At 71.7% G+C, this 26,887-nt stretch carries 25 protein-coding genes; 8 read left to right on the plus strand and 17 right to left on the minus strand.

Features of this window, described 5'->3' with window-relative positions:
* The first annotated feature begins 35 nt into the window (after positions 1-35).
* On the plus strand, positions 36-1,610 hold the full coding sequence (locus tag OG912_RS09470) for an alpha/beta hydrolase (RefSeq protein WP_327708967.1): 1,575 nt from the start codon (positions 36-38) through the stop codon (positions 1,608-1,610).
* 69 nt (positions 1,611-1,679) lie between these two features.
* Here the strand turns inward: OG912_RS09470 and moeZ are convergent, their stop codons facing one another.
* The 12 genes from moeZ to OG912_RS09530 all read right to left on the minus strand — a co-directional run bounded on the left by moeZ (position 1,680) and on the right by OG912_RS09530 (position 16,867).
* The gene (moeZ, locus tag OG912_RS09475) at positions 1,680-2,858 is read right to left on the minus strand and encodes an adenylyltransferase/sulfurtransferase MoeZ (protein ID WP_326738598.1); all 1,179 of its coding nucleotides are present in this window, start codon (positions 2,856-2,858) and stop codon (positions 1,680-1,682) included.
* 85 nt (positions 2,859-2,943) lie between these two features.
* Entirely contained in the window at positions 2,944-3,786 is an 843-nt protein-coding gene (locus OG912_RS09480) for a spherulation-specific family 4 protein (protein WP_327708968.1), read from the minus strand.
* Entirely contained in the window at positions 3,774-4,739 is a 966-nt protein-coding gene (locus OG912_RS09485) for an NAD-dependent epimerase/dehydratase family protein (protein ID WP_327708969.1), read from the minus strand. Before OG912_RS09485 ends, OG912_RS09480 begins: the two co-directional genes overlap by 13 nt.
* Before the next feature lie 139 nt (positions 4,740-4,878).
* Positions 4,879-6,150, minus strand: a complete 1,272-nt coding sequence (locus tag OG912_RS09490) for a hypothetical protein (protein ID WP_443061079.1) — start codon at positions 6,148-6,150, stop codon at positions 4,879-4,881.
* 526 nt (positions 6,151-6,676) lie between these two features.
* Positions 6,677-8,560, minus strand: coding sequence for a DUF3492 domain-containing protein (locus OG912_RS09495; RefSeq protein ID WP_327708970.1), 1,884 nt, complete (start codon positions 8,558-8,560; stop codon positions 6,677-6,679).
* A gap of 190 nt (positions 8,561-8,750) precedes the next feature.
* The gene (locus OG912_RS09500) at positions 8,751-10,340 is read right to left on the minus strand and encodes an ABC transporter ATP-binding protein (RefSeq protein ID WP_327708971.1); all 1,590 of its coding nucleotides are present in this window, start codon (positions 10,338-10,340) and stop codon (positions 8,751-8,753) included.
* Complete coding sequence (locus OG912_RS09505; RefSeq protein ID WP_326738593.1) at positions 10,337-11,326, minus strand: ABC transporter permease; 990 nt, start codon at positions 11,324-11,326, stop codon at positions 10,337-10,339. Before OG912_RS09505 ends, OG912_RS09500 begins: the two co-directional genes overlap by 4 nt.
* A complete protein-coding gene (locus OG912_RS09510) occupies positions 11,323-12,306 on the minus strand; it encodes an ABC transporter permease (protein ID WP_327708972.1) in 984 nt (327 codons plus the stop codon). Before OG912_RS09510 ends, OG912_RS09505 begins: the two co-directional genes overlap by 4 nt.
* 2 nt (positions 12,307-12,308) lie before the next feature.
* Positions 12,309-14,036: an ABC transporter substrate-binding protein gene (locus OG912_RS09515; RefSeq protein WP_327708973.1), complete on the minus strand. Its 1,728-nt coding sequence runs from the start codon at positions 14,034-14,036 to the stop codon at positions 12,309-12,311.
* Positions 14,037-14,260: 224 nt separating this feature from the next.
* On the minus strand, positions 14,261-14,356 hold the full coding sequence (locus OG912_RS09520; RefSeq protein ID WP_326738590.1) for an Ms4533A family Cys-rich leader peptide: 96 nt from the start codon (positions 14,354-14,356) through the stop codon (positions 14,261-14,263).
* A 157-nt stretch (positions 14,357-14,513) separates the two neighbouring features.
* Positions 14,514-15,917 carry a DUF3152 domain-containing protein gene (locus tag OG912_RS09525; RefSeq protein WP_327708974.1) on the minus strand — a complete coding sequence of 468 codons (1,404 nt, stop codon included), beginning with the start codon at positions 15,915-15,917 and terminating at the stop codon, positions 14,514-14,516.
* Positions 15,902-16,867: an alpha/beta fold hydrolase gene (locus tag OG912_RS09530; protein WP_327708975.1), complete on the minus strand. Its 966-nt coding sequence runs from the start codon at positions 16,865-16,867 to the stop codon at positions 15,902-15,904. Before OG912_RS09530 ends, OG912_RS09525 begins: the two co-directional genes overlap by 16 nt.
* A 109-nt stretch (positions 16,868-16,976) precedes the next feature.
* Here OG912_RS09530 and OG912_RS09535 point away from each other — a divergent pair, with 109 nt between their 5' ends.
* The 4 genes from OG912_RS09535 to OG912_RS09550 all read left to right on the plus strand — a co-directional run bounded on the left by OG912_RS09535 (position 16,977) and on the right by OG912_RS09550 (position 18,891).
* Positions 16,977-17,192: a hypothetical protein gene (locus OG912_RS09535; RefSeq protein WP_327708977.1), complete on the plus strand. Its 216-nt coding sequence runs from the start codon at positions 16,977-16,979 to the stop codon at positions 17,190-17,192.
* A gap of 168 nt (positions 17,193-17,360) precedes the next feature.
* Positions 17,361-18,002, plus strand: coding sequence for a TetR/AcrR family transcriptional regulator (locus tag OG912_RS09540; RefSeq protein ID WP_326738586.1), 642 nt, complete (start codon positions 17,361-17,363; stop codon positions 18,000-18,002).
* Positions 18,003-18,134: 132 nt separating this feature from the next.
* Positions 18,135-18,362 carry a DUF3107 domain-containing protein gene (locus OG912_RS09545; RefSeq protein WP_024490505.1) on the plus strand — a complete coding sequence of 76 codons (228 nt, stop codon included), beginning with the start codon at positions 18,135-18,137 and terminating at the stop codon, positions 18,360-18,362.
* Between the two features lie 259 nt (positions 18,363-18,621).
* Complete coding sequence (locus tag OG912_RS09550; RefSeq protein WP_326738585.1) at positions 18,622-18,891, plus strand: hypothetical protein; 270 nt, start codon at positions 18,622-18,624, stop codon at positions 18,889-18,891.
* A 32-nt stretch (positions 18,892-18,923) separates the two neighbouring features.
* Here the strand turns inward: OG912_RS09550 and OG912_RS09555 are convergent, their stop codons facing one another.
* Positions 18,924-19,658, minus strand: a complete 735-nt coding sequence (locus OG912_RS09555) for a ferritin-like fold-containing protein (RefSeq protein WP_326738584.1) — start codon at positions 19,656-19,658, stop codon at positions 18,924-18,926.
* A gap of 475 nt (positions 19,659-20,133) precedes the next feature.
* Here OG912_RS09555 and OG912_RS09560 point away from each other — a divergent pair, with 475 nt between their 5' ends.
* A complete protein-coding gene (locus OG912_RS09560; RefSeq protein ID WP_327708978.1) occupies positions 20,134-22,083 on the plus strand; it encodes a DEAD/DEAH box helicase in 1,950 nt (649 codons plus the stop codon).
* A gap of 107 nt (positions 22,084-22,190) precedes the next feature.
* Positions 22,191-23,036 carry an alpha/beta fold hydrolase gene (locus OG912_RS09565; RefSeq protein ID WP_327708979.1) on the plus strand — a complete coding sequence of 282 codons (846 nt, stop codon included), beginning with the start codon at positions 22,191-22,193 and terminating at the stop codon, positions 23,034-23,036.
* 43 nt (positions 23,037-23,079) lie between these two features.
* On the opposite strand, the gene OG912_RS09570 is transcribed toward OG912_RS09565, so the two are convergent.
* On the minus strand, positions 23,080-23,967 hold the full coding sequence (locus OG912_RS09570; RefSeq protein WP_326738581.1) for an NYN domain-containing protein: 888 nt from the start codon (positions 23,965-23,967) through the stop codon (positions 23,080-23,082).
* A 223-nt stretch (positions 23,968-24,190) separates the two neighbouring features.
* Here OG912_RS09570 and OG912_RS09575 point away from each other — a divergent pair, with 223 nt between their 5' ends.
* Positions 24,191-24,343, plus strand: coding sequence for a hypothetical protein (locus OG912_RS09575; RefSeq protein WP_198676864.1), 153 nt, complete (start codon positions 24,191-24,193; stop codon positions 24,341-24,343).
* A gap of 96 nt (positions 24,344-24,439) precedes the next feature.
* Here the strand turns inward: OG912_RS09575 and OG912_RS09580 are convergent, their stop codons facing one another.
* The 3 genes from OG912_RS09580 to OG912_RS09590 all read right to left on the minus strand — a co-directional run bounded on the left by OG912_RS09580 (position 24,440) and on the right by OG912_RS09590 (position 26,788).
* A complete protein-coding gene (locus tag OG912_RS09580; RefSeq protein ID WP_326738580.1) occupies positions 24,440-25,045 on the minus strand; it encodes a MarC family protein in 606 nt (201 codons plus the stop codon).
* 155 nt (positions 25,046-25,200) lie between these two features.
* A complete protein-coding gene (locus tag OG912_RS09585) occupies positions 25,201-26,067 on the minus strand; it encodes a PHP domain-containing protein (RefSeq protein ID WP_327708980.1) in 867 nt (288 codons plus the stop codon).
* A 76-nt stretch (positions 26,068-26,143) separates the two neighbouring features.
* Positions 26,144-26,788 carry a DUF6758 family protein gene (locus tag OG912_RS09590; protein ID WP_326738578.1) on the minus strand — a complete coding sequence of 215 codons (645 nt, stop codon included), beginning with the start codon at positions 26,786-26,788 and terminating at the stop codon, positions 26,144-26,146.
* Positions 26,789-26,887: the final 99 nt, after the last annotated feature.

Consider the following 26,887-nt stretch of genomic DNA (forward strand, 5'->3'; position numbering starts at 1 on the left):
CGGACGGGCAGGCACGATCGGGGAGGGACGTACACGTGGTCGCATACGGACGGGCCGGGGCGCTGGCCGCCGCCGCACTGCTGCTGACGGGGGTGCTCGCGGGCTGCGAGGACGGCACGGACGACAAGCCGGGCAAGCGGGCGGACGGCGCCACGGCATCGGCGGCCTCGCCGTCCGCCGCCCCGTCGCCCGAGGAGAGCGCGAAGCCCCTGCCCACCTCCCTCACCTCGCAGCGCCTGGACTGGAACAGCTGCAAGGCCCCCGAGGGCGGCAGCGCCCCGGGCTCGGCCTGGCGCTGTACGACGGTCAAGGTCCCGCTCGACTACACGAAGCCGGACGGCGACACGATCGGGATCGCGCTCATCCGCAAGGAGGCCCGGAGCAAGGGCCGGCGGCTCGGCTCGATGCTGTTCAACTTCGGCGGTCCCGGCGGCTCGGGCGTCTCCATCCTGCCGCGCGCCGCCGGTTCGTACGGGGCCCTCAACACCCGCTACGACCTGGTGGGTTTCGATCCGCGCGGGGTGGCCGGGAGCGCCGGGGTGCGGTGCCGCACGGACCAGGAGCAGGAGATCTCCTACCGGAAGGTCGACATGACGCCGGACACCGCGGCCGAGGAGTCGGCGTTCATGAAGGACGGCGCCGGCTTCGGCGCGGGCTGCGAGCGCCGCTCCGGCAAGGTCCTGCCGTTCGTCGGCACGACGAACGCCGCCCGGGACATGGATCTGATCCGCGAGGTCCTCGGCGACAAGAAGCTGACGTACTTCGGCATGTCGTACGGCACCGAGCTGGGCGGCACCTACGCGCACCTCTTCCCGGCGAAGGTCGGTCGCACCGTCTTCGACGCCGTCGTCGACCCGACCGCGGACTCCACCGGTCACGCCCGGAACCAGGCCACCGGCTTCCAGCGGGCACTGGAGAACTACCTCAAGGACCGCGGCCAGGACCCCGCGAAGGGGACGCAGCGCATCGCCGCGCTGCTGAAGCGGATCGACGCCAAGCCACTGCCGACCGGTACGGGCCGCGAGCTCAACGAGTCGCTGGCGATCACCGGCATCGTGATGCCGCTCTACTCCAAGGACGGCTGGCCGACGCTCACGCAGGCCCTGGACGAGGCGGAGAGCGGCACCGGCTCCATGCTGCTGCAGCTCGCCGACTCGTACAACGGCCGTGACGAGAACGGCCGTTACGACACCCAGAACCACTCGCAGCGCGCCATCTCCTGTGCGGACAGCAAGGCCAGGCCGACGGCGGCCGAGGCGAAGGCGCTGCTGCCCGAGTTCAAGAAGCTGTCCCCGGTCTTCGGCCCGTTCCTGGCCTGGGACACCGCGGGCTGGTGCTCCGACTGGCCGGTGGCGGGCGAGCACGACACTCCGGAGGCGAGCGCTCCGGGCGCCGGTCCGATCCTGGTCGTGGGGACCACGGGCGACCCGGCGACGCCGTACGAGGGTGCGCGCAAGATGGCGGACGAGCTCGGCAAGGGTGTCGGCGTCCTGCTCACCAACAAGGGCGAGGGACACGGCGCCTACGGCGTGAGCAGCTGTGTGACGTCGACGGTGGACAACTACTTCCTGGACGGGAAGGTGCCGGCGGACGGCAAGACCTGCTCGTAGCGGGACGGTGCACACGCCGAAGGGGCCGGTCCGCGTGATGCGGTCCGGCCCCTTCGAAGCGTTCAGCCTCTAGTACACCGGCTTCTCGGGCTCGATCGTGTTGACCCAGCCGATCACGCCGCCGCCGACGTGCACCGCGTCGGCGAAGCCCGCCGACTTGAGGACCGCGAGGACCTCGGCGCTGCGGACACCGGTCTTGCAGTTCAGGACGATGCGCCTGTCCTGAGGGAGGTCCTGGAGGGCGTTGCCCATCAGGAACTCGTTCTTCGGGATCAGCTTGGCGCCGGGGATCGAGACGATCTCGAACTCGTTCGGCTCACGGACGTCGATCAGCTCGATCTTCTCGTCCGCGTCGATCCACTCCTTGAGCTGCTTGGGAGTGATCGTGGAGCCGAGCGCCGCCTCCTGGGCCTCCTCGGACACGACGCCGCAGAAGGCCTCGTAGTCGATGAGCTCGGTGACGGTCGGGTTCTCACCGCAGACCGCGCAGTCGGGGTCCTTGCGGACCTTGACCTGGCGGTACTGCATCTCCAGCGCGTCGTAGATCATCAGCCGGCCGACGAGCGGGTCGCCGATGCCGGCGAGCAGCTTGATGGCCTCGTTGACCTGGATGGAGCCGATGGACGCGCAGAGCACGCCCAGGACACCGCCCTCGGCGCAGGACGGAACCATGCCGGGGGGCGGCGGCTCCGGGTAGAGGCAGCGGTAGCAGGGACCGTGCTCGGACCAGAAGACGGACGCCTGGCCGTCGAAACGGTAGATGGAACCCCAGACGTACGGCTTGTTCAGGAGCACCGCGGCGTCGTTGACGAGATAGCGGGTGGCGAAGTTGTCCGTGCCGTCCACGATCAGGTCGTACTGGGCGAAGATCTCCATCACGTTCTCGGCTTCGAGCCGTTCCTCGTGAAGGATCACGTTCACCAGCGGGTTGATGCCCAGCACCGAGTCCTTGGCGGACTGGGCCTTGGACCGGCCGATGTCGGCCTGGCTGTGGATGATCTGGCGCTGCAGGTTCGACTCGTCGACCTCGTCGAACTCCACGATGCCGAGCGTTCCGACACCGGCGGCGGCCAGGTACATCAGCGCCGGCGAGCCGAGACCGCCGGCGCCCACACAGAGCACCTTCGCGTTCTTCAGCCGCTTCTGCCCGTCCATCCCGACATCCGGGATGATCAGGTGGCGGGAGTACCTGCGGACCTCGTCGACGGTGAGCTCAGCAGCTGGCTCGACCAGGGGTGGCAGCGACACAGGAACCTCAACAATGCAGGTGGTCGGTTTCTACGTACTTCGACTACGTACGGTTGTTCTTGCGGTAACACTGCCACGCCCCCTCTCATTCCGAGATACCAGGTCCGATCCGCGAGACGATTTCGTCCCAGTACCTGGGCAGAGTCGCGAATGGATCGCTTTGTCCCCGCCCGTTTCCGGGATCCGCCTCTCCGCTGCGGTCCGTGAAGAAGATCGTCCCGGCACCCTGCCAGCGGGCGATGCGCATCGCCTCCTCCAGATGGGTACGCGGGACACCGTGGACGAAGTGGGCGAAACGGCCGGGCGGATAGGCGGCGGTCCACTCCGCCACCTGCGACCAGCGGTAGTCGGTCCACGCGCCGCGGAAGGTGACGAGCTGGTCGGCGGCCTCCGCGTAACCCGGATACGGATGGGTGTCGTGCCCGAGCACGAGACGCCCGCCGTACTGCGCACTGTCGCTGTCCGCCAGGAGGGCGGAGAGGGTGCTGGTGAGACGGCGTACGGCCGGGAGGTCGGGGCGCCCGGCCGGACAGCGGTTCAGATAGAAGCCGTCGACGCGGTACCAGTCCAGGTAGGACCGCGCGTCGGCGACCAGATCGCCGAAGGGGCGGCTGCCGTGGGCCAGGTCGAGCCGGCCGAGCAGCCGTCCGGCCGAGGCCCGCACGGAGTCGAACGGTTCCTCGCCGTGCACGGCCCGTTCGCGGGCGTTGCGGAGCCGGCCCGCGGCTTCCAGGCAGTGCGGGTCGGGGCGGCTGCCGGGGCCGTTGTCGATGTCGAGGACGGCCCAGTGCAGCGGTGTGCCGGGGCGGGCGAGTTCGGCCCATTCGACCGGTGCGAGCAGCGGGTGCGCGTACCCGGGGACGCCGAAGCCGAGCTGTTCGGCGCCGCTGGTGCGACGGGCGGTGCCGGTACTGGTCAGATACGGCACGCCGCCTCCATCCAGATGTCGGCGAGGGACTCCTCCAGATTGATCCGGGGCCGCCAGCCGAGCCGGTCCCTGGCGGTGCGCACGTCGGCCTGCTGCCAGGCACCGCAGCCGTCCGGGTAGGGGGACGGGGTGACCGCGAGGTGTTCCATGACCGATTCGGCGGAGGTGCGCGGGGCGCCGATGGGCAGGCGCGCGGGAGGCGTGTCCAGCTCATGGAGAGCACCCGCGTATCCGGCGACCTTGGCGAGGACGGCCGCGGCGTCGCGCAGGCGCACGGCCCGGCCGGTGCCGATGTTGACGACTCCCTGTGCGGCGGAGAGCGAGGCCGCGTGCACGGCGCGTGCGACATCGCGCACGTCGACGAAGTCACGCTGTACACCGAGGCCGCTGAGCTTCAGCTCACCGTCGCCCGACTGCATGGCGCGTCGCATGGCCTCGGCGAGCCGGCCGAGCGGGGAGCCGGCCGGAGTGCCGGGGCCGACCGGCGAGAACACCCGGAGCACGATCGCGTCGAGGCCGGAGCCGAGGACGAGTTCGGTGGCGGCGAGCTTGCTGACACCGTACGGGCCGCCGGGGCGCGGGATGGCGTCCTCGGCCGTGGACGAGCCGGGCTGCGAAGGTCCGTACTCCGAGGAGCAGCCGACCTGGACCAGCCGGGCGGTGCAGCCGCTGCGCCGCATCGCCTCGCAGACGGTGGCGACGGCGACGGTGTTGTGACGGGTCAGGTCGCGGGCCCCGCCCCGGGTGGCACCGGCGCAGTTGACGACGACTCCGGGGTGGACGGCGTCCAGGAAGCGGGTGAGCGCTCCGGGGCTGCCGCCGGCGAGGTCGAACCGTACGTCGGCGTCGTCGCCGCGGCCGAGCGCCGTGAGGTGGACGGCGGGGTCGGCGAGCAGCCGGTCGGCCACGAACCGGCCGAGGAATCCGTTGGCTCCGAGCAGCAGCACCCTCATCGCGCGTCCCCTCGGTGCCGACGGCGGGCTGCCGGTGCGGGGTATTGGGGGGTCATGTCCGGTGTCTCCTTGGGGCAGTTGTGTGCGGTACGGGAAGAGGCCCGCGGCGTCGGCTCCACGGGGGTTCTGGTGTGCGGGATCAGGCGGCGGTGTGGGCGGATGCCCGGGAGAGGGCGACGGTGGCGGTGGTCAGCAGGCCGAGGGCGGCCGCGCCGCAGGCGACAGCGGGCACGGCCCCGGTGCCCGCCGCCGCGACGAGCGCGTCGACGGGGCGGGCGAGGGCGTCGAGGCCGGGCAGCCGCCCGGCCAGGACGAGGGCGGGGGCGGCGGCCTCGACGGCACAGGCTGCGGCGAGGCCGGTGGCGGCCGGTTCGGGGAAGCCGTGGACGGTGAGGAGGCGGGCGAGCAGAAGCAGCACGCCCAGTGCCGCGGCCCCGACGGGGGATCCGCCTGAGCCGATCCCGAGCCCGGCCAGGTACAGCAGCCCGCCGAGGACGCAGAGGAAGAAGGCGACAGCGGCGAACAGCAGGGGGCGCACACCTGCGGCGAACTCCTCCAGCGCACGGCTGCCGTTGAGTTTGCGGTGCGCGTGTACGGAGAAGAGGTGGGCGCACCAGGCTGCGGGAGCGACCGCCACGGCGAGGCCGAGCAGCGGCGCCGGGGTGATGTCCCAGGGGCCTTCGGGGCCGCCGCTGAGGACCTGGTGGAGCAGCGCGTCGCCGTACAGGACGTAGCCGAGCAGCCAGCAGCCGAACAGGCCGGCGGCGCCCGACGAGCGGCCGTCGGCGCAGAGGGGGCCGGTACGCAGGGCGAGTGCGAGCCCGATGAGCGCGAGGAGACCGCCGCCGGTGCCGATGGCGAGCCGCGCCCCGCCGTCGAGCACCCCCTCAGTGAGCCGCAGCGCGACGAAGGTCGCGAGACAGGCGGCGCCCGGCAGCAGGGCCCGGAGCGACCACGCGGCGCGCGTCTCGATGTCGCGCGCCGGGGTGCAGGACGCGTCCACGGGCTCCCCCGCGACAGCCGGGACCCGTGCGAACAGCTCCTCGGCCAGCGAGAACACGTCGCGGTGCCGGTAGCGGGCTGCGGTGCGGTCGGTGACTCCGTGGGCCTCGAGCCCGGCGGCGATCTCCAGCGGGTCGACGGCACGTTCGCAGAGCTCACGGTGCCGGTGCATCAGGGATTTCACGGGATCGGCGGGCCCGCGCCGCCCGGTGGCGAGTTTGCGCGCAGGAGCCGCGTGGGCGACCTCGGGAGCGCGGGGGGTGGGGCGCTGTGCGGGGGTGTCGGGGGGCGTCGGGTCTGCCGGGCCTGCCTCGCCTGCCGGGCCTGCCGGGCCTGCCGGGCCTGCCGAGTTTGTCGAGTCCAAGGGGGGCGCCGAGCCCGGCGATCGGTGCTCGGGGGCGGGGGGCATGGCAGGCGCCTCGTCCTCGGGGTCGGGGTCGAGGGATGCGTCGTCGACGTCCTCGCGGTCGGGGGATGCGTCGTCGACGGCTTCGGGGGGTGCGGGGGGCGCGGGGGGCGCGGGGGGCGCGGGGGGCGCGGGGCTGGAGGTCGGCTCGGGCGCGGCGGACGGGGCGTGCGCGGGCGCGGCGCCGTCTGGGCGTGGCCCGCTCCCGGCGTCGTCCAGCGGCACGCTCTCCGCCCCGTGCGGCGGCGCGCTCCCGGCAACGTCCGGTGATGCGCTCTCCGCCCCGTCCAGCGGGGCGGCGGACAGCCCCCACGCCGGTTCGGAGACGTCCGCGAGCAGGGTGCCGGAGGCCGACGCCCATGAGCGGTGGTCCCCGTTGCTGCTGGTCATCGGCGTTCCGAGCGCCTCGGGCACTTCGGTCGGGCGGCCCATCCTCGTTCCTCCGTGCTCGTCACCCAGGGCAGCGATCGCGCCGGGTGCACCGGTCGGTCCCGGTCGGTTCGTGCGGCCCGGCGCGGCCGGCTCCTGGTCACGCATCGCCGTCCCCCGCGCCGCACGCTCCCGCGCCGACGCCCTGCACGGCCCAGCTGGGCGTCCGCCCGGCCGGACCCGGGTCGGATTCGGAGTCGTCTCCCGGCGCCGGCCACAGACCGAGGACGTGAGCCTCCGGCGGGGTGGCGAAGGGGCGCGGCCCGCCGTCGGCGGCCCGCGCCGCCTCCCTGCGCACCGGCGCCTGCGAGATCAGCTCCAGGTAAATGCCGCGAAATGCCGCGAGGTTCTGTTCGACAGTGAAAAGTTCGAGTGCACGGGCGCGCGCCGCCGCTCCCAGGCGCGCACGGCGCTCCGGGTCGCGCAGCAGAGCCAGGCAGGCGTCCGCGAGCGCCCGCGGATTGCGCGGGGGCACCACCAGTCCCGTACCGCCGATGACCTCGACGACCGCGCCGACGTCCGTGGACACCGTCGCCCGGCCGCAGAACATCGCCTCGACCAGACTGATCGGGAAGCCCTCGACCACGCTGGAGAGCACCACCACCCCGCCCGCCGCGTACGCCTGGACGAGATCGGGGACCTCGGCCCCGCCGATGTCCTCGAAGGACACCGGGCTGTCGCCGACGGCGTGCGCGTCCACGGCCTCGTCGGGGAACAACTGGTCAGCGAGCGCCCGGCAGTGGGCGAGATAACCGGCGCCTTCCGCCCCCTGGGCCGCCGCACCGATGATGCGCAGCCGGGCGTCGGGCTCGGCCCTGCGCACCTCGGCGAAGGCGTGCAGCAGAGCGATCAGGTCCTTGGCCGGCTCGATCCGGCCGACCCAGACCAACGTGTCCGGGCCACCGTCGTCCTCGCTCTCGCCGAGCGCCGCGAAGCGGCCGGACTCCATGCCGGGATAGACCGTGCGCACCTTGGCGGGTTCGGCGCCGCAGCGCTCCTGCCAGCGGCGGGCGTGGGTGTTGCCGGGGGTGATCAGCGCGGCCTGCCGGTACACCTCGGCGGCGAGCCGCCCGTGGAAGTTCGCGAGCAGCGTGCGTACCGGCGCACTCACCGGCGCACCGGTGTCCGCGAGGTAGTGGGCGCGCAACTGCACGGCGTGCTCGGTGACGAGCAGCGGCACCCCGAAGAAGCGCTTGGCCAGCAGCCCCGGCAGTGCGGCGGCGCCGCCCGACGCGGCATGGCAGAGATCGACGGCGCCGAGGCTCTCCTCGTCGTACCAGTCGAGGGAGAGCGGGCGCAGCACCCGGTCGAGCTCCGCGGCGAAGGCGAGGAGATCGGGGACGGTGGCGGACTGGACGGTGCGTCCGGTGCCATGGGCGCGGCAGGCGGCCTCGAGGATCCGCACCGCGGTCTCGGAGCGGAGGGCGGCGGGAAGTCCACCGTGCTCGCAGGCCAGTTCGGCGAGCCCGTAGAGGCCTTCGGTGAACTGCTCGTCCGCGATCCGCAGGTCCACTCCGGCCGGTGCCACACGGGCCGGGTCCACTCCGGCCGGTGCCACACGGGCCGGGTCCACGCCGGCGGCCCCGCCGCGACCGGCACCCTCGCCCGCGCCTTCCTGCTCGCCGCCCGTCGCACCCGCCACGCACACCGAGGCCGCGAGCGCCGTGAAGTGGGTGATGAAGCGCCGCCGTTCGCGCCGCCCGTACGTCCGTGCGCCCCCGCCGGTCAGCAACCGCGAGAGCAGTCCTCTGGGGGCGTGGAGGCCGAGGGTGTCCTCGTCGGCGGTCCACAGGGGCGCCGTCCGCACCCGGCTGACCTGGACCGGGAGCTGCACCCAGCCCTGCGCCTCCTGCTCGGCGCTGCGGCTGAGCGCGAAGAGATCGAACTCGTGCTGCGCGAGCCCGCGCACCAGACGGTCGCACCAGAGTCTGGACTCACCGGACGCATACGGATAGCCACCGTCGGTGAGCAGTCCGATCCGCACGAGCGCACCCCCGATCTCCCTTGTGAGCGGCCGCCGTTGGATCGGCGACTCGCAGCGGGACGACCGTAAGCGGATACGCCGGTGGTGCGACGGACGGTTGTCCGTCGCACCACCGAAAGGGGTGAACCGGCGTAACTTTCCCACCCCGGTAGCGTTCTGTCGCGCTATAGAAGCGGTGGGTCACCTGCTGTCAGGCTGCGGCCAGCTCCCTGCGGGCCGCGCGGCGCACCGCCGCGAGGGCCGGATCGAGGGCCGGCACGGCTGCCAGCAGCTGCCGGGTGTACGGGTCGCGGGGATCCGCGTACACCTGCTCCACCGGGCCCTCCTCGACGATCCGGCCCCGCCGCATGACGGCGACCCGGTCACTGACCTGCCGTACGACAGCGAGGTCGTGCGCGATGAAGACCAGGGCGAGTCCGAGCTCCTGCTGGAGCTCCGCCAGCAGGGCGGTCACCTGGGCCTGGGTCGTCACGTCGAGCGCGGAGACCGCCTCGTCACAGACGATGAGCTCGGGTTCGGCGGCCAGGGCCCGCGCGATGCCGACGCGTTGGCGCTGGCCGCCGCTGAACTCGTGCGGGTAGCGGTCGTACTGCTCCGGGTCGAGTCCGACGCGCTCCAGCAGATCCCGTACGCGCGCCCTGATCGCTCCCTCGTCGCGCTGCCCGCGCGCCCGCAGCGGGTCGGCGACCGACTCCCCGACGGAACGGCGCGGGTTGAGCGAGGAGACCGGGTCCTGGAAGACCATCTGCACCCGGTCCACCCGGGTGAGCCGCCCGGAGGTGGGCTCCAGCAGACCGACGAGCATCCGCCCGAGGGTGGTCTTGCCGCTGCCGCTCTCACCGACGATGCCGAGCGTCTCGCCGCGGCGGACGGTGAGGGAGACCCCGTCGACGGCGGCCAGGGCGGACTTCCCCCGGCCGAACACCTGCCGCACGTCCTCGGCCCGGACCAGCACTTCTCCCTCGGGGGTCGCCTGCCGGCCCTCGCCGGTGGCGCCCCGCACCTCCGGGGCGATGCGCGGCACGGCTGACAACAGCGCCTTCGTGTACGGCTCGCGGGGCGCGCCGAGCACCTCGGCCACCGGCCCGCGTTCCACGGCGCGGCCCGACCGCATGACGAGCACCTCGTCCACCGACTCGGCCGCCACGCCCACGTCATGGGTGACCAGCAGCAGCCCCATGCCCGTCTCGCGGCGCAGGTCGTGCAGCAGGTCCAGGATCTGGGCCTGGACGGTGACGTCCAGCGCGGTCGTCGGCTCGTCGGCGATCAGCAGCTGGGGCTCGCAGGCCAGCGCCATCGCGATCAGGGCCCGCTGCCGCATACCGCCGGAGAACTCGTGCGGCCGGGACCGGGAGCGGCGTACCGCGTCGGGGATCCCGACCCGGTCCAGCACCTCGACGGCCCTGGCCCGCCCGGCCCGCCGGGAGACACGGTGGTGGACCCGGTACACCTGGGCGATCTGGTCGCCGACCGCGTAGTACGGGTCCAGCGAGGAGAGGGGGTCCTGGAAGACCATCGCGGCCTTCGCCCCCCGCATCCCGCGCAGTTCGGCGCCCCCGGCGGCCTGGACGTCCACGCCGGCGACCCGGATCGAGCCGCCGACCTTCGCACCGGTCCCCCGGTGCAGTCCGAGCAGGGCGTACGCCGAGGCGCTCTTGCCGGAGCCGGACTCGCCGACGACGCCGAGCGCGCCACCCGCCTCCAGCGAGAACGACAGTCCGCGCACCGCGTGCACGTCGCCGAACGAGATGGAGAGATCGGTGACCTCGACCAGACTCATGAGAGCACCACCCGTCGGTCGGCCATCGCCTGGAGGATGTCGGCGACGGCATTGGCAAGGACGACGAAGAATCCGGTGACGAGCACCAGACCGACGACGACCGGGAGGTCCACCTGCTTGACGGCCTCCACGAGTTCGCGGCCGACGCCGGGAATCCCGAAGAGGGACTCGGTGAGCACGGCGCCGCCGAACATCGAGCCGACATCGAGTGCGCCGAGTGCGATCACCGGGGCCAGCGCGCCGCGCAGGGCGTGCCGTCCGACGATCGTCCGCTCGCCGACGCCGTACGCCCTGAAGGTGCGCACATGGTCCTCGGCGAGCGTCTCCAGCATCGAGGCCCGGGTCATCCGGGCGTACGGGGCTGCGGAGATGAGCGCGAGCGAGATCCAGGGCAGCAGCAGGTTCCAGGCCCACTGCTCCGGGTTCTCGGTGAGGGGGACGTAGTCGGGGAACGGCAGGATCTGAAGCGCCGTGACGCAGATGATGATCAGCAGCAGCCCGATCACGAAGACGGGCGTGGCCATGCCGGCCAGGGTGATCCCGGTGAGGATGCGCTCGGTGACACGGCCGCGCCGCCACACCGAGAGCACCCCGGTGCCGACCCCGAGGACCATCCACAGCACGAACGCGCCGACGGCCAGCGAGGCGGTGGCGGGCAGCTTGGCGACGATCAGCTGGGTGACCTGCTGACCGCTCTGGTACGAGAGTCCCAGGCACGGGGCCTGGCAGTGCACCACACCGGTTCCGGTGGAGTAGTCGCGGCCGGCGACCAGGGCCTGGAGGAAGTGCGCGTACTGCACGTACACCGGGTCGCCGAGACGCAATTGCTCGCTGACCTGGGCGACCTGCGCGGGCGAGCAGCGCGGTCCGCAGGCGATCTGCGCCACGTTGCCGGGGGCGACGTAGAAGGCGGCGTAGACGACGACGCTCAGGGCGAGAAGGACGAACAGCGCCCCGCCCAGGCGTCGCAGCAGGAACCCGCTCATGCTCCGGCCTCCTTCTTGGCGCCGGTGCCGATCCGCAGCCGGGATGCGGCGCGCGGGTCGAGTGCGGTGCGCACGCCCTCGCCGAGGACGGTGAGCGCCAGCACGGTGACGAAGAGCAGCAGGGCCGGGATGAGCAGATAGGTGGGCGCCGCCTGGTACCAGGTGTCGGCGTCGCTGAGCATCTGTCCCCAGGACGGCGTGGGCGGCTTGATGCCGACGCCGAGGAAGGACAGGGCCGCCTCGACGACGATGTTGCCGGGGAAGAGCAGGACGGCGTATGTGATGACGGGCGCGGCCAGGGCGGGCAGCAGTTCGCGCCGGGCGATCTGCCAGGAGCCCCAGCCGCTGAGCCGGGCGGCCGCGACGTGGTCGCGCGACTTGAGGGACAGGGTCTGCGCGCGCACGATCTTCGAGATGCCGGACCAGCCGACCAGGCCGACGATGACGGAGATCAGCACCGGGCGGGGGAAGCCTGCCGGGACGACGGCGAGCGCGCCGAGCGCGGTCACCATCACCGGCAGGGCAACCACGACGTCGGTGATCCGGCTCAGCGCCTGGTCGACGAAGCGGTTGCCGAGGCCGGCCGAGAGGCCGATGACGACACCGATGGCCACCTGGAGCAGGGTCGCTCCGAGCGCGACGCCGAGCGAGACGCGGGCGCCGTAGGCGACGCGGGCGAACAGGTCGCGGCCGGTGAGCGGTTCGACGCCGAGCCAGTGCTCGGCGCTGATCCCGCCGAAGGAGCCGAGCGGCACCCCGCCGGTGGCCGAGTCGACGAGGTCGGGGTGGTACGTGGTGGGGTTCTGGCCCTCGATGCCCGTGAGCAGGGGTGCGGCGAGCGCGAGGAGGACCAGCAGGGCGACGACGGCCGCCGCCACGAGGGCGGCGCGGCGGGCGCGCAGCCGCCGCCAGAACGGATGGGCCCCGGGGGCGGGGGCCCGGACGGCCCCCGCCTCCTGGACCAGCAGTGCTTCGGCCATGGCTACTTGACCGCGACCTGCGAGATGTCGAGCACGCCGGTCCAGTCGCTGATCACGACGTTCTTCACGGACTCGCCGTACAGGCGCTTGTAGACCGGGTGGAACAGCGGCACGGTCAGCGCCTGCTCACCGACCTTCTTGTCGAGCGCACCCCAGCGCTTGGCGGCGGCGCCCAGGTCGGTCAGCTTGTTGATCTCGTCGATCTCCTTGTTGACCGCGGGGTCGTCGAACTGGGCGGAGTTGAAGTTGTACCCGGCCTTGACGATCTGGCGTCCGTCGAAGATCGGGGCGAAGAACGGACCGCCGGAGGGCCAGTCGGCACCCCAGCCGCCGAGGAAGAAGCCGGGCTCGGTCTTCACGTTGTAGACGGTGTCCGAGTAGGCGTTGTTCTCCAGGCCCTGGAGCTTGACCGTGATGCCGGCCTTCTTCAGCGCCTCCTGGAGCGCGGTGGCGATCTCCGGGCTCGTCTCGAAGTTCTTGTCGTTGTTGTGCGTGAGGGTGACGGTCAGCCCCTTGGGATAACCGGCCTCCTTCAGCAGCTCCTTGGCCTTGGCCGCGTTGCCGTTCTTGCCTGCCGGGAAGGAGTCGTACGGCGTGTAGCCGAAGGATGCCTGGTCGGGCAGGAAGGTGGTGGCGGGCTCGGCGAGCGAGGAACCGCCGGCGGCGTTGACCACGGAGGTGCGGTCGACGGCGTACGAGATGGCCTGACGCACCTTCGGGTTGTCGAACGGCTTCACCTTCGGGTTGAAGGCGATGTAGTTCGTGTAGCCGAAGTGGCCGGTGCCGACGCGGGCTGCGAGCTTCTTGTCGCCGCTGACCTTGGCGAGCTCGGCCGGGCCGAGGTTGGTGTCGGTGGTGACGGCCGCGGCGTCGGCGCCCTGCGAGGCGGACAGCCGCTGGTTGATGACGGCGGAGTCGAGCCCGGAGCGGACGTCGATCCGGTCCGGGTAGGCCTTGCGCTCCTCGTCGGTGGCGGCCGACCAGTGCGTGTTGCGCTCCAGGATGAGCCGTTCGCCGTCGCCCTCGTTCTTGACGACCTTGTACGGCCCCGAGGAGAGCGGGTGCTCCTCGTACTTCGTGCCGGTGTCCTTGGCCTTCGGCACCGGGGTGGTCTGGGTCTGGGTGGCCAGGAAGGGGAACTCGCCCTCGGGCTTGTTGAGGTGGAAGACGATCGTCTTCGCGTCGGGCGTCTCGATCGAGTCGAGGCCCTTCTTGTCCTTGTACGGGCCCTGGTAGTCGGCCCCGCCGATCAGCCAGTCACGCAGGTAGGGCGCACCGCCGGAGAGCTCTGCGGCGAAGGAGCGCTCGATGCCGTACTTGATGTCGGCACTCGTGATCGCGGTGCCGTCCTCGTACTTGATGCCGTCCTTGAGGGTGTACGTCCAGACGGTGGCGTTCTTGCTGGGCGTGCCCAGGTCGGTCGCCAGGTCGGGGACGACCTTCGAGCCCGCGGCGCCGTCCTCCCGGTTGCGGGTGGTGAGCGTACGGAAGACGAGGGAGGGGACGTTGCCGCCGCCGGAGGTGTAGAGCCGTGCGGGGTCGAAGTCGTCCTGCGGGGCGCTGTTGAGGACGGTGAGCGTGCCGCCCTTCTTGGGCGCGCCCGTTGCGCCGGAGGCGCCGTCGCTGCCCTTGCTGCTGCCCTCGGGTCCGCAGGCCGCGGCGCCCGCTGCCACAAGGAGTACTGCGGCGGCCGCTGCTGTGCGGCGCGATATGACGGACGGATGACGCATCGGAAGATGACCTCTCGGAGTACTGCCTGAATGAGGGAAACGGAAGGTGATTCCGCGCAGGCGGCGACGAGAGGCATGTGCACACGACCGGTCGGAACGAGTAAGGGTGACCGGAACACTGGAACTGCCGCGCCTGCGGACGGAGTACGCCCGGGCGCGGCAGTCGGGGAAGGGCGGTCCGGGCCATCAGGGCTCGGAGGGGCCGACGCGCACGCGGGCAGGCGTCAGCAACAGTCGATGTCGGCGACGCTGTGCCCGGTCACGCCGATGAGCGCCAGCTCAATGGCGGCGCGATCGGAGGTGACGAGGCTGCGTGACATGCCGAGAAATATCGGCCACGGCCGATCCGATGTCAACACAATATGAGACGACCATCTCACCATGCGGACAGTCGTCGGGAGAAGATGCTCCACGAGCCGCTCCCGCGAGCCCGCCCGGGGTGATCCGGCCGACCGGCCCGGCAGACCCCGCCTGGACTCAACCCTTCGGGTACACCCAAGGGTTGGGGCGGCACTTGATGCCGTCGATGTCGAGCGACTTGGTCTGCTGCTGCATCACCGGAGCGAGGGCACCCTTCGTGCCGCAGCTCACATGGTTGTGGCCCAGCCGGTGGCCGACTTCGTGATTGATCAGCATCTGGCGATAGGCGAAAAGCTTGTCCGGCCCGAAGGTGGAGGAGCCCTGGGCCCAGCGGTAGGCGTTGATCATCACGCGCTCAGTCGCTGCGGAGTCACAGGAGACGTTGTCCTCCGTCGTGTCCAGACCCGACTTCTCGCACCACTCGCCCGTGGTCCCCGGACTGGCCAGCGTGATCACGAAATCCGGCTCCCCGACGGAAATCCGTTCGAAGGTCATGTCGCCGTCGTGCGCCCAACTCCGGTCATCATTAAGGGTTTTCTGTACCGCCTCGGCAAAAAGCGCGGGGTCGAGTCCGAGCCCCTTCTCGACATCGATCCGATAGCGGTACCTGTGCCCCTTGCCCGGAGCCTTCGCCGTACCGGCGATCGCCTCGAATTTCCCCGAAGCGGTCAGCTTCGGCGCGAGCGGATAGGCCCTGGCCATTTTCTGCTCGTACGAAAGGGGCTTGACCGCCGCCGCCTTGGGGGCGGGGGTCGTCCGGGCGTCGGAGCGTGAGGCGTCACCCTCGGCGTCCCGGTCCACGCCCGCGGCCTGCGCGGTGCCGGACCGGCTGCCGCTGTCGTGGGCGACCTGACCCGCCACGACCACCGCGAGCACGGTTGTCACCGCGGCCGCGGCGATGCCGGTGAAAGTGCGGCCCTTGTTGCCCTTGGCTTCTTTGGCGCCCTTGGCTTCTTTGGCTTCTTTGGCGTCTTTGCCAGGAGCCTCCGCGGCCTCGTCCGTATCCGGCGGGCGCTCGTCCCACTCGGTGACCGAGCGGTACGGATCCGCCGGACCGGAGGGGTTCGCGGCCGGGCGGCGGGGTGCGGCCGCGGCGGGCGGGCCGTCGAAGGCGTCGACGAACTCGCGCCGCGGCCCCGGCACCAGAGGCCTGGTAGCGGCCCCCTGCGCATCCCGGGGCGCCTGCGAAGCCTGCGGACTCCGCGACCCCTGCGGCAGCCGTCCCGGCGGCTGGGCCGGCCGTTCGCCGTACCGCCCGACGGGTCCGGTCCCCCAGCCGCCGCCGGGTTCACGCTGTTCGGGATGGCCGCCGCGCACCTGGGGAGTGCCCTGGAACGGGGTGTGGCCATCGGTGCCGGGAGCCCCGTCACCGGGCCGTCTGCGCCGGCCGCTGCCGGCGGCGGGGCGGGCGCCCTCGCGCACCGCTTCCGCGTTCGCCCCGTCCGGCCCGGACTCGGGCGCCGTGGGCGCAGGGCCCTTTCGGCTGTGTCGTCCCACGCCCCGGATCAGCTCCCGCCGCATTCGTCGAGCAGTTCCCGGAACGCCTGGGCGACCGTCTCCGGGTACTCCATCATTGCCACGTGCCCGGCATCGGGCAGTGTCAGCAGTCTCGCATCGCGAAAGGCCGCGGACGCCCTGCGTGCCATCCGGGGCGAGACGAGCCTGTCCCGTCCGCCGTACACGAGCTGGGTCGGTGCGAGCACCCGCTCGGCCTGGCGCCACAGCCCGTGCTGACCGCCCAGCGTGTACGCGTCGACGATGCCACGTGCCGAGCGCGCCATCGCGTCCCAGAAGTACGGCAGCGCCAGCCGCCGCTCCATTTCGGCCACCGCGTGACGGAAGGCGTCCGCGGAGACACGTGCCGGATCGCCGTAACAGAGTGCCATGACTCCGCGGGTGCGTTCTTCCGCGCTCCAGTCCCGGCTCATCCGGGCGAACAGGGACACGATGCCCGGAACGGCGAGCAGTGCGGTCGGCGCGGCCGACCACTGCACCCGGATCTCGGGGAGCGCGGGCGAGATCAGGGTGAGGGTGCGCACCAGGTCGGGACGGACCGCGGCGACCCGCGTCGCCACCGCCCCGCCCAGCGAGTTGCCGATCAGGTGAACGGGGCCGCGCTCCCCGGCGTCAAGGAAGCGGATCACCGCGCGGGCGTGGCCGGTGACCGAGTAGTTGCCGTCGTCCGGCGGCGGGGAGTCCCCGAAACCGGGCAGGTCGAGCGCCTCGCTGTCCACCACGTCCTGGAGCAGCGGCATCAGCGCGGTCCAGTTCTGCGAGGAGCCGCCCAGCCCGTGCACGAAGAGCGCGGGCGGCAGTCCGGTCCGCTCCGGCGGCCGCGAACGGACGGTCAGCGTCAGCCCGGGCAGCGTGACGGAGCGAAGCCTCTCCCCCTCCGCGACTCTGACGGCGCTCACCGTGGGGGCCACCGCTGCGGCGGCGGCACGGACTCCCGGCAGCTCGGTCGAAGACATGCGGCAATGTTACGAGACGATCACACCCTGGTTCATGTGTTCGCCGTCACAGACCGCATGGCGGCTTCGGGGGGCAGCTCCTAGGCTCGGAGCAAGGAAGGGAGTCACCATGACGGTCGACCCCAGTGACCCGGAGACCTTCGAGGGCGTCCAGCCGGACGAACCCGACCAGGAGACACCCGACGCGGACGCCGCCGAGCAGCGGAAGGACCTTCGTCCGCAGGACGACGAACCGCCGGCGGACGTCGACCGGGACCGCGCGAACGAGGCGGATGCGGTGGAGCAGGCCCGGGTCGTCCCACAAGATGAGGACGATTACCGCTGATACGCCCCGCTATGCGGCTCAGGGCGTGGAACCTGTGGCTACCGCACTCGTCCGGTCCGTGAAATTCTGCGTCCGCGCCGCGCATACCGGGGTTACCCAAAAGTACGATGTCAGTAGGGCGCAGCGTGCACGGAATTGCTGGGTCGGATCACAATTTTGGGAGGCGGCGTGACAGCCATCGAGCAGACCGAGGCGGCGCGCCCGCGGGGCACTCGTTTGCCCCGCCGCGCCCGACGCAATCAGCTCCTGGGGGCTGCGCAGGAGGTCTTCGTCGCGCAGGGGTACCACTCCGCGGCGATGGACGACATCGCGGAGCGGGCCGGGGTCAGCAAGCCGGTGCTCTACCAGCACTTCCCGGGCAAGCTGGAGCTCTATCTGGCCCTCCTCGACCAGCACTGCGAGGCACTGCTCCTGTCGGTGCGCACGGCGCTGGCGTCGACGACCGACAACAAGCTGCGCGTGGCCGCGACGATGGACGCCTACTTCGCGTACGTCCAGGACGAGGGCGGCGCCTTCCGGCTGGTCTTCGAGTCGGACCTGACCAACGAGCCCTCCGTCCGCGAACGGGTCGACCGGGTCTCGCTCCAGTGTGCCGAGGCGATCTCCGACGTGATCGCGGGTGACACGGGGCTGTCCAAGGACGAGTCGATGCTGCTCGCGGTCGGGCTGGGAGGCGTGTCCCAGGTGGTCGCCCGCTACTGGCTCTCCAGCGGGTCCACGATTCCGCGCGACACGGCGGTGCAGCTCCTCACCTCGCTGGCCTGGCGGGGCATCGCGGGCTTCCCGCTGCACGGCATCGATCAGCACTGAGCGGGGCGGCCGGCACCGGTGTTCGCTGCGGGCGTTGCCCGCGGAACCCTGCCCGGTCCCCTCAGCGGGCTAATGTGTGCTGCGTACGGCGCGGTTCACCGCGCAGGGACTGACCGTCGGAGGGACATAGCCGTGGAGGTCAAGATCGGGGTGCAGCACACGCCCCGGGAGATCGTTCTGGAGAGCGGGCTTTCCGCCGAAGAGGTCGAGAGCGCGGTTTCCGAGGCTCTCGCCGGCAAGGCGCAGCTGCTCAGCCTCACGGACGAGAAGGGCCGCAAGGTCCTGGTGCCGGCCGACCGGATCGCCTACGTGGAGATCGGCGAGCCCAGCACACGACGGGTGGGGTTCGGCGCGCTGTAGCGGCACGCACGGACGCAGAGACCGTGGAAGCGGCCCGGTGGGGAATTCCCCGCCGGGCCGCTTTCCGTCGTGCCCCCCGTGCGGCAGGTCCGCCCCGCCGGTGGGCCGTCCCCTGTGCGGCGGCTGAGCGAAGCCTGTCCGCGGATTCCTGTGCGGCGGCTGAGCGAAGCCTGTCCGCGGGAGGGTTGTCCACCGTTGCCCGGGGGTAGTACCGCCTACGACCGATTTGCCCGCCCCCGCACCTGCGAGGTGATCACCTGTGATCTTGGAAACCCTGGGCTCCGTCGTACTCGGACTCGCCCTCTCCTGGGCGGCCCTGCGCGCCCTGTCGCCACGGCTCCCGTCCCGCCGCGCCGTGCTCGGCACCGGTGCGCTGGGGGCCCTGTTCGGTGCCTGGCTCACGCACTCGGTGCTGGGGTCGGGCCACGCCGCGGCCACCCTGGTGGGCTCGGTGCTGATCTCCGCGGTGACGCTGTCCCTGTTGCTGAGGCCCCGTCGCCGCCGGCTCGGCCGGTCGGCGGCGGCCTGACGCCGCCGCCGTCGCCGCCGGGAGAGAGGGCCCTAGGCCGCCAGCCCCAGGGCGGCCATCCGCTTGGTGTGCGCCTCGGTGATCCGGGAGAACATCCGGCCGACCTCGGCCAGGTCGAATCCGTCGGCCACCCCGCCCACCAGCATGGTCGACAGCGCGTCACGGTCTGCCACCACGCGCTGCGCCTGCGAGAGCGCCTCGCCCATCAGCCGCCGCGCCCACAGCGCGAGCCGGCCTCCGAGCCTCGGGTCCGCCTCGATCGCGGCGCGGACCTTCTCGACGGCGAAGTTCCCGTGCCCCGTGTCGTCGAGGACGGCGAGGACGAGGGAGCGGGTGTCCGAGTCGAGCCGGGCCGCGACCTCGCGGTAGAAGTCGCTGGCGATCGAGTCGCCGACGTAGGCCTTCACCAGGCCCTCCAGCCAGTCCGATGGCGCGGTCATGCGGTGGAAGTCGTCGAGGGCCTTGGCGAACGGCTCCATGGCGCCGGTCGGCTCCACCTCGATCGCGGTCAGCCGGTCGGTCAACCGCTCGAAGTGATGGAATTCCGCGGAGGCCATCTTCGCCAGCTCCGCCTTGTCGGCCAGGGTCGGCGCGAGTTTCGCGTCCTCGGCGAGCCGCTCGAAGGCTGCCAGTTCCCCGTAGGCGAGTGCTCCCAGAAGGTCGACGACGGCGGCCCGGTACTGCGGCTCCGCGGACGCGGTGGCCCAGTCCTGGTCGGCGATTTTGGTGGATGCGGGGGTTTCCGTGGCGTTGTCAGGCGTCTCCATGGAGCGCAGAATAGCCCGCCCGCCGGGGGGTGCAGCGGCCCGGCCACCGGCTGACGTCACACCGTTCCGATGAATTCGCCCAACACAGATGCGCGAATCCGGGGTACAGTGGTATTGCGCTTACTGAGCATTTTGCAACTGCTCGTTGCGCGAAATTGAATGAGGATGCCCGGTCGGTGGCCCGATCGGCTCCGACCCGACAGCCCTCCACGCGGTGCGTACGACACGTACGACCGCAGATGAGGGGCCCCCTCAGCGGCACGAGCGCTCGAGCGACGGCAGTGGTCCCGCGCCACCCGGCCCATCCACGGCCGGATGACCAACCCCGGCACGGTACGACCCCCTTCGTTCGCCTCGGACTGCGTTTCACAGAAGAGGCAGCACCCTGACTACGTTCCGAGACCTCGGGATCCTTTCCGAGACGGCCGAAGCCCTTGAGGCTGTCGGCATCACGTCCCCCTTCCCCATCCAGGAGATGACGCTCCCTGTAGCGCTCTCCGGCTCCGATGTCATCGGGCAGGCCAAGACCGGCACCGGCAAGACGCTCGGTTTCGGCCTGCCGCTGCTGGAGCGCGTCACCGTCCTCGCGGACGTCGAGGCAGGCCGGGCCCAGCCCGAGAAGCTGACCGACGCCCCGCAGGCGCTGATCGTCGTCCCCACCCGCGAGCTCTGTCAGCAGGTCACCAACGACCTGCTGACCGCCGGCAAGGTGCGTAACGTCCGCGTTCTCGCCATCTACGGCGGCCGGGCGTACGAGCCCCAGGTCGAGGCCCTCAAGAAGGGCGTCGACGTGATCGTCGGCACCCCGGGCCGTCTGCTCGACCTGGCCGGCCAGCGCAAGCTCGACCTGTCGAAGGTCCGCGCCCTCGTCCTCGACGAGGCCGACGAGATGCTCGACCTGGGCTTCCTGCCCGACGTCGAGCGCATCATCACGATGCTGCCGGCGAAGCGCCAGACGATGCTGTTCTCGGCGACCATGCCGGGCGCGGTCATCAGCCTCGCGCGCCGCTACATGTCGCAGCCGACGCACATCAACGCCACGTCGCCCGACGACGAGGGCACGACCGTCAAGAACACCGCGCAGTACGTCTACCGCGCGCACAACATGGACAAGCCCGAGATGGTCTCGCGGATCCTCCAGGCCAACGGCCGCGGACTCGCGATGATCTTCTGCCGCACCAAGCGCACCGCGGCCGACATCGCCGAGCAGCTGGAGAAGCGCGGTTTCGCCTCCGGCGCGGTCCACGGCGACCTCGGCCAGGGCGCCCGCGAGCAGGCGCTCCGCGCCTTCCGCAACGGCAAGGTCGACGTGCTCGTCTGCACCGACGTCGCGGCCCGCGGTATCGATGTCGAGGGTGTCACCCACGTCATCAACTACCAGTCGCCCGAGGACGAGAAGACCTATCTGCACCGGATCGGCCGGACCGGCCGCGCGGGTGCCAAGGGCATCGCGATCACGCTGGTCGACTGGGACGACATCCCGCGCTGGCAGCTGATCAACAAGGCCCTGGACCTGAAGTTCCCGGACCCGCCCGAGACGTACTCCACGTCGCCCCACCTGTACGAGGAGCTCGACATCCCGGCCGGCACCAAGGGTGTCCTGCCGCGTACCGAGCGGACCCGTGCCGGTCTGCGGGCCGAAGAGGTCGAGGACCTCGGCGAGACGGGCGGCCGCGGCCGCAAGTCCGCCGCCGCGTCGGCCCCCGCGGTCCGCGAGGAGCGTGCTCCGCGTACGCCGCGTCAGCGTCGTCGCACCCGGGGCGGCTCCAGTGCCGAGGAGGGCGCCGTGACGGTGCCCGCACCTGCCACGGAGGCCGTCGAGGCTCCCGAGGCCACTGACGGCCCGTCCGAGCCGCGCACCCCGCGCCGTCGCCGGCGCGGCCGTGTCGGTGCCGCGGACATCGCAGCCGAGGCCGCGGTGGCCGTGGCCGAGGCTCCGGCCGTGGTCGTCGACATCGAGCCCGCACCCGAGGCCGAGCCGAAGAAGCGGACGAGGACCAGGGCGGCCAAGGCGAAGGCCGAGGTCGTGGTCGACGCCGAAGTCGTGATCGACGCCCGGACGGCGCCGGAGACCGAGACGGAGCCGGCGGCCGAGACGAAGCCGCGCCGCCGCCGTGCCCGGGTCGTCAAGCCGGTGACGGAGGAGGTCGACTTCCAGACCGCTCCCGTGGCCGAGCCCGCGCCCGCCGCCGCGACGGTGACCAAGCCGCGCCGCCGTGCCCGGGTGATCAAGCCCGCCGAGGACGAGGTCGACTTCCAGATCGCTCCGATCGCCGAGCCCGAGTCGGACAGGCCGCGCCGCCGCCCCCGTGCGGCCGCGAAGCCGAAGACGGAGGCCGTGGCCCAGGCACCGGCCGCCGAGGGCGAGGCCAAGCCGCGCCGGCGCCGGGCGCCGCGGACGGCTGCCGCCAAGTCCGAGGGCTGAGCGCGCACCACGCGTCAAGGATCGCCGGACGGGCCCGAGTCATCGACTCGGGCCCGTCCGGCGTTCCACGGCATGACGGACCTCCCCCGCGGTCGTAACCTCGTGCCATGAGCAGGCCACCCACCTTCACCCCGCCCCCCTGCGCCCGTCCCCGCGCGCTGCACACCGAGCGCGGGGACTTCGCCGTGCTGGACGCGGCGCCTCCTACGCGATCACGGGGCACCGTCCTCCTGCTGCCCGGGTACACCGGCAGCAAGGAGGACTTCATCGCGCTGCTGCAACCGCTCGCCCACGCCGGCTACCGCGCCGTCACGGTCGACGGGCGCGGACAGTACGAGAGCGACGGAACGGACCGTCAGGAGTCCTACACCCAGGGCGAGTTGGCCCGGGACGTGCTCGCACAGACAGCGGCACTCGGCCTCGGGGACGGTGCGGTCGACCTGCTCGGCCACTCGCTCGGCGGACAGATCGCACGCGCCGCAGTACTCCTGGACTCCGCACCGTTCCGTTCGCTCACCCTGATGTCCTCCGGGCCCGCCGAGGTCGTCGAGGCCCAGCAGATCAAGCTGAAGATCCTCGGTGACGCGCTCGCCACGATGAGCATGGACGACGTCTGGGCCGCCATGCGGGCCTTCGATCCGCCGGCCGAGGCCGAGACGGGCGGCGAGGAGCTGCGGCGGCGCTGGCTGCGCCACCGCCCCGCGCAGCTGATCGCCACCGGCCGCCAGCTCGCCACCGAACCGGACCGGGTGGCCGAGCTCGCCGCCACGGGGCTGCCGGTCCATGTCATCTCCGGCGAACGCGACGACGTCTGGCCGGTCCCGCAGCTCGACGAGACCGCGGTACGCCTCGGCGCGCACCGGACCCGGATCGAGGGCGCCGAGCACTCCCCCAACACGGACCGGCCGGGACCGACGGCGGCTGCCCTCGTTGCCTTCTGGGACGGCCTGTAGGCGGCTGCGAGGACACGGACGGCCCCCGCGGGGGCGGCCGATGTCAGTACTGCGCCTGAAGGTGCTGCCAGAAGCCGTCACGCAGTGCCCGGCGCAGATGGGCGTGGCCGCGCAGCGAGTGCTGGAGCAGCCGCTCGGCCTCGACCAGCAGGTCCTGGTCGACGGAGCCCGGCAGATACGGATGCCCCGGCAGCAGGTCGGCAAGGGACTCGCGGCCGCGGGCGGAGAGCCAGGTGGCCGCGATCTGCGCACCGACGAAGCGGACGTCCTCGCGCGAGGGCGCGGGGGCGTCCTCCTCATAGGTGGTGACGGGACGTCTGGTCACGTACGGGCGGCAGAAGTCGAGGTCGAAGGTGCGCTGGCTGTCGACCTCCCAGAGCAGCGGTTCGGCCTGGTTGCGCCCCTCCCCGGCCTCGATGCCCCACAGGTGGACCCGGGCCCCGTACCCCTGCGCGGCCTCGACGGCCGACACCAGGTCCTCGTCGCCGCCGACCAGCGCGGCATCGCTGATGGCGCGGTGGCGGGCCAGGGATTCGAGGTCGGTGCGGATGAGTGAGTCGACGCCCTTCTGCTGGTTGTTGGCGTTGAGGTTGCCCAGCCTGACCTTGACGTCGGGGAGTTCGGCGATGGACTGCTGCTCGACGGTGTGGATCCGGCGCCTGGCCCCGTCGTACCAGTACACGCGCAGCAGTCTGCTGTCCGCGAAGATGGTGCGGGCCTTGTCGATGAAGGCCTCGATCAGCCCTTCGGAGTCGAGGTCGAAGGAGCGCCGGTCCTCGGTACCGGTGACGAGCAGCCCGGCCGCGGCGTACACATAGCCCGCGTCCACGAAGATCGCGTGGGTGGACGGGGTCTTCGACACCTCGGCGAGCACGCGCTGGAGCAGTTCGTTGGTGCGGTCCAGGCGGTCGCCGATCTCTGCCTCGTTCATGCGGGCCTCGTCGCGGAAACCGTTGTCCGCGCATGCTCAGTTACCTGCTGGTACTTAGACATCCAAAAAATTTCCTTAGCGTAGGGAATGATTGCAGGGGGCAAGCCGTTGTACACACCGTGGGGCGCGGGACAGGGATGCCTGTGCGCTCCACATCCTTGCGGACGGGTCCCCCGTCCTCCCAGTAGTTCTCCAGCAGGAGGATCAGACGAAGGGAAGCCATATGCGCTTCGAGATCATGCGACTCGACGATGTCGACGGTACCGCCGTGGACAGCACCGTCGTGGACGCCGCCTCCGTCAACCGGATCGTGCAGCAGGCCGCAGCAATCGGCCAGCGCATCTATATCCGCCCGGCCGAAAGCTCGGCTTCGTAACGCATTGCCGACGTAAAAAAGACGCCGACGTATAAAGACGCGAAGCGCCCCCGTACGGAAGATCCGTACGGGGGCGCTGTGGTGTCCGGGGCCGGGTCAGGCGTTCTGGATGACCTGGGTGACGCCGTTGATGATCTGCTGGACGGCGATGGCGGACAGCATCATGCCGGCGAGCCTGGTGACCAGCACGACGCCGCCGTCCTTGATCACCCGGATGATCAGCAGCGAGTAGCGCATCGTCAGCCAGAGCACGACGTGCATGGTGATGATCGCCGTCCAGACCGAGATCTGGCTGCCGACGGTGTCGGCGTGCTGCACCGCGAGGATCACCGAGACGATCGCTCCGGGACCCGCGAGCAGCGGCATGCCGAGGGGGACGAGTGCGACGTTGACGTCCTTGGTCTGCGTCGGCTCGTCGGTCTTGCCGGTCAGCAGATCGAGCGCGATCAGCAGCAGGAGCAGTCCGCCCGCGATCATCAGTGCGGGGACGGAGACATGCAGATAGTCCAGGATCTGCTGGCCGAGCAGCCCGAAGACGGCGATCACACCGAAGGCGACGGCGACCGCCTGCAACGCCATTTTGCGCTGCATCCGGGCGGGACGGCCTGCGGTGAGGGCGAGGAAGATCGGGGTGATCCCGGGCGGATCCATAATCACAAAAAGGGTGAGAAAAAGGGATCCGAAGACAGCGACGTCGAACACAGTGAGCCTTGCGAGGAGAGAGCGGAAATGCGGTGGGGGCAGGCGCCCCCGCGGGCCTGCCGGACCGGCGGCCGTGACGTGGGGCGGGGACGAGCGCGCGTCACGCGGGCGCGCTGCGGCGCGGGCGCGTACGTGTAGGGGTGGCGCGTGGGCTGTTACGGGGCGGCGGGTCCGCCGGCCCCCGGCACTGGGAAGGCTCCCGTGGCGCGCCGGGTGATCTCGCCGTAGATCTCCGGGTCGGTGGTGTACTCGCCGAGCGCCACGGTCTTGCGGCTGCCGTGGTAGTCGCTGGACCCGGTGGTGAGCAGACCGAGCTCGCGGGCGAGTCCGCGCAGCCGGGCCCGGGTCGGCCCGTCGTGGTCCATGTGGTCGACCTCGATGCCGTCGAGCCCCGCGGCGGCAAGCGCCGCTATCGACGACTCGGGGACCACCTCGCCGCGTTTGACGGCGGCGGGGTGGGCGAAGACGGTGACGCCGCCGGCGGCCTTGACCAGCCGGATCGCATCGAAGGGGTCGAGTTCGTGCTTCTCCGCGTACGCGCGTCCGCCGTCGGCGAGCCACTCGGGCGTGAAGGCGTCGGAGACGGTCTCGACGACGCCGAGCTCGACGAGGGCGGTGGCGATGTGCGGCCGCCCGACCGAGCCGTCCCCGGCGATCCGTGCGACCTGTTCCCACTCGACCGGGACGCCCAGCTCCCGGAGCTTGCGCACCATGGTCTGCGCGCGCGGCACCCGGTCGTCGCGCACCAGCTCGCGCTCGCGCGCCAGCTCGGGCTCGTCGGGGTCGAAGAGGTACGCCAGCATGTGGAGCCCCACGCCGTCGATGCGGCAGGAGAGCTCGGCGCCGGTGACCAGGGTGAGGCCCCCGGGCAGCGCGGCCCTCGCCGCCGCGTGACCGCGGACGGTGTCGTGGTCGGTGAGGGCGACGACGTCGAGGCCCGCGGCGGCTGCGTTGCGCACCAGCTCGGCGGGGGTGTCCGTACCGTCCGACGCGGTGGAGTGGGTGTGCAGGTCGATGCGCACGACACGTACTCCAGTGCTCGCAGCCGGGTGGGGGGACGCTCAAGGATAACCGGCGGGTGGGCCCGTTCCGGCCCGCTCAGGGTCCCGTCAGCAGCCGGGGCGTGAGCGCGCCGCAGGGCACCAGGTCGACCTCTCCCCCGGCGTCGCGCAGATCGGTCAGCACCAGCTCGTCGTACATCAGCAGTCCCGACTGCTCGGGCCAGACGATCGCCCACAGCCAGAGCCCGCGCGCCTCACCGGCGAAGACCGCCCGGTCGGCGGGGGCGTCCTTCACGTGCCAGAGCGGGGTCGGACGGCCGGCGGCGAGCACCTTGACGTCCGGCGGCCCGTCGACCCGCAGCAGCGGGCCCGGGTCCGGGCCGTCGATCCCGGCGTACCGCGCCCCGAGTCCGACGCCGAGCTCCTCGGCGACGAGCAGCAGCTCACCGATTCCGCCGAGCGGCCCCGGTCCGGAACAGGCGACGGCGGTGGCCCGGCCACCGCTGCGGTCGTCCCCCGCGGCCGCGACACCGGTGAACAGCCAGCCGACGGGCAGCGGCCAGGGCATCCACACGGGCACCTGGGCGCGGTGCACCACCACCCCGAGTCCTTCGACGCTGGGCGGGATGACCGGCTGCATCGGGTGCACGCTGCCGTGCACGTCGCACTGCCAGGTGTCGTCGAAGAAACCGGGCGCCTTGACCCGGCCTCCACACTTCGGGCAACTGGGTTCGCCCCTCATAGCGACCAACGGTCCTCCCCGGCCGTCGCCGCGTCAAGGACGATCACCCTTCCGCAGCGTGGCTCCCACCTGCATATTTAGATGTAGTTTGCATTTATT

The organism is Streptomyces sp. NBC_00464, from assembly GCF_036013915.1.
Classification (GTDB): domain Bacteria; phylum Actinomycetota; class Actinomycetes; order Streptomycetales; family Streptomycetaceae; genus Streptomyces.

Bases quoted from the DNA above. Each gene is read 5' to 3' on its own strand.
- OG912_RS09590 (WP_326738578.1), bottom strand. From the start codon at position 26,788: ATGAGGGGCGAACCCAGTTGCCCGAAGTGTGGAGGCCGGGTCAAGGCG.
- OG912_RS09565 (WP_327708979.1), top strand. From the start codon at position 22,191: ATGAGCAGGCCACCCACCTTCACCCCGCCCCCCTGCGCCCGTCCCCGC.
- OG912_RS09555 (WP_326738584.1), bottom strand. From the start codon at position 19,658: ATGGAGACGCCTGACAACGCCACGGAAACCCCCGCATCCACCAAAATC.
- OG912_RS09485 (WP_327708969.1), bottom strand. From the start codon at position 4,739: ATGAGGGTGCTGCTGCTCGGAGCCAACGGATTCCTCGGCCGGTTCGTG.
- OG912_RS09510 (WP_327708972.1), bottom strand. From the start codon at position 12,306: ATGGCCGAAGCACTGCTGGTCCAGGAGGCGGGGGCCGTCCGGGCCCCC.
- OG912_RS09530 (WP_327708975.1), bottom strand. From the start codon at position 16,867: ATGTCTTCGACCGAGCTGCCGGGAGTCCGTGCCGCCGCCGCAGCGGTG.
- OG912_RS09525 (WP_327708974.1), bottom strand. From the start codon at position 15,917: ATGCGGCGGGAGCTGATCCGGGGCGTGGGACGACACAGCCGAAAGGGC.
- OG912_RS09505 (WP_326738593.1), bottom strand. From the start codon at position 11,326: ATGAGCGGGTTCCTGCTGCGACGCCTGGGCGGGGCGCTGTTCGTCCTT.
- OG912_RS09535 (WP_327708977.1), top strand. From the start codon at position 16,977: ATGACGGTCGACCCCAGTGACCCGGAGACCTTCGAGGGCGTCCAGCCG.
- OG912_RS09500 (WP_327708971.1), bottom strand. From the start codon at position 10,340: ATGAGTCTGGTCGAGGTCACCGATCTCTCCATCTCGTTCGGCGACGTG.
- OG912_RS09490 (WP_443061079.1), bottom strand. From the start codon at position 6,150: ATGCCCCCCGCCCCCGAGCACCGATCGCCGGGCTCGGCGCCCCCCTTG.
- OG912_RS09520 (WP_326738590.1), bottom strand. From the start codon at position 14,356: ATGTCACGCAGCCTCGTCACCTCCGATCGCGCCGCCATTGAGCTGGCG.
- OG912_RS09515 (WP_327708973.1), bottom strand. From the start codon at position 14,036: ATGCGTCATCCGTCCGTCATATCGCGCCGCACAGCAGCGGCCGCCGCA.
- OG912_RS09575 (WP_198676864.1), top strand. From the start codon at position 24,191: ATGCGCTTCGAGATCATGCGACTCGACGATGTCGACGGTACCGCCGTG.
- OG912_RS09570 (WP_326738581.1), bottom strand. From the start codon at position 23,967: ATGAACGAGGCAGAGATCGGCGACCGCCTGGACCGCACCAACGAACTG.
- OG912_RS09560 (WP_327708978.1), top strand. From the start codon at position 20,134: ATGACGCTCCCTGTAGCGCTCTCCGGCTCCGATGTCATCGGGCAGGCC.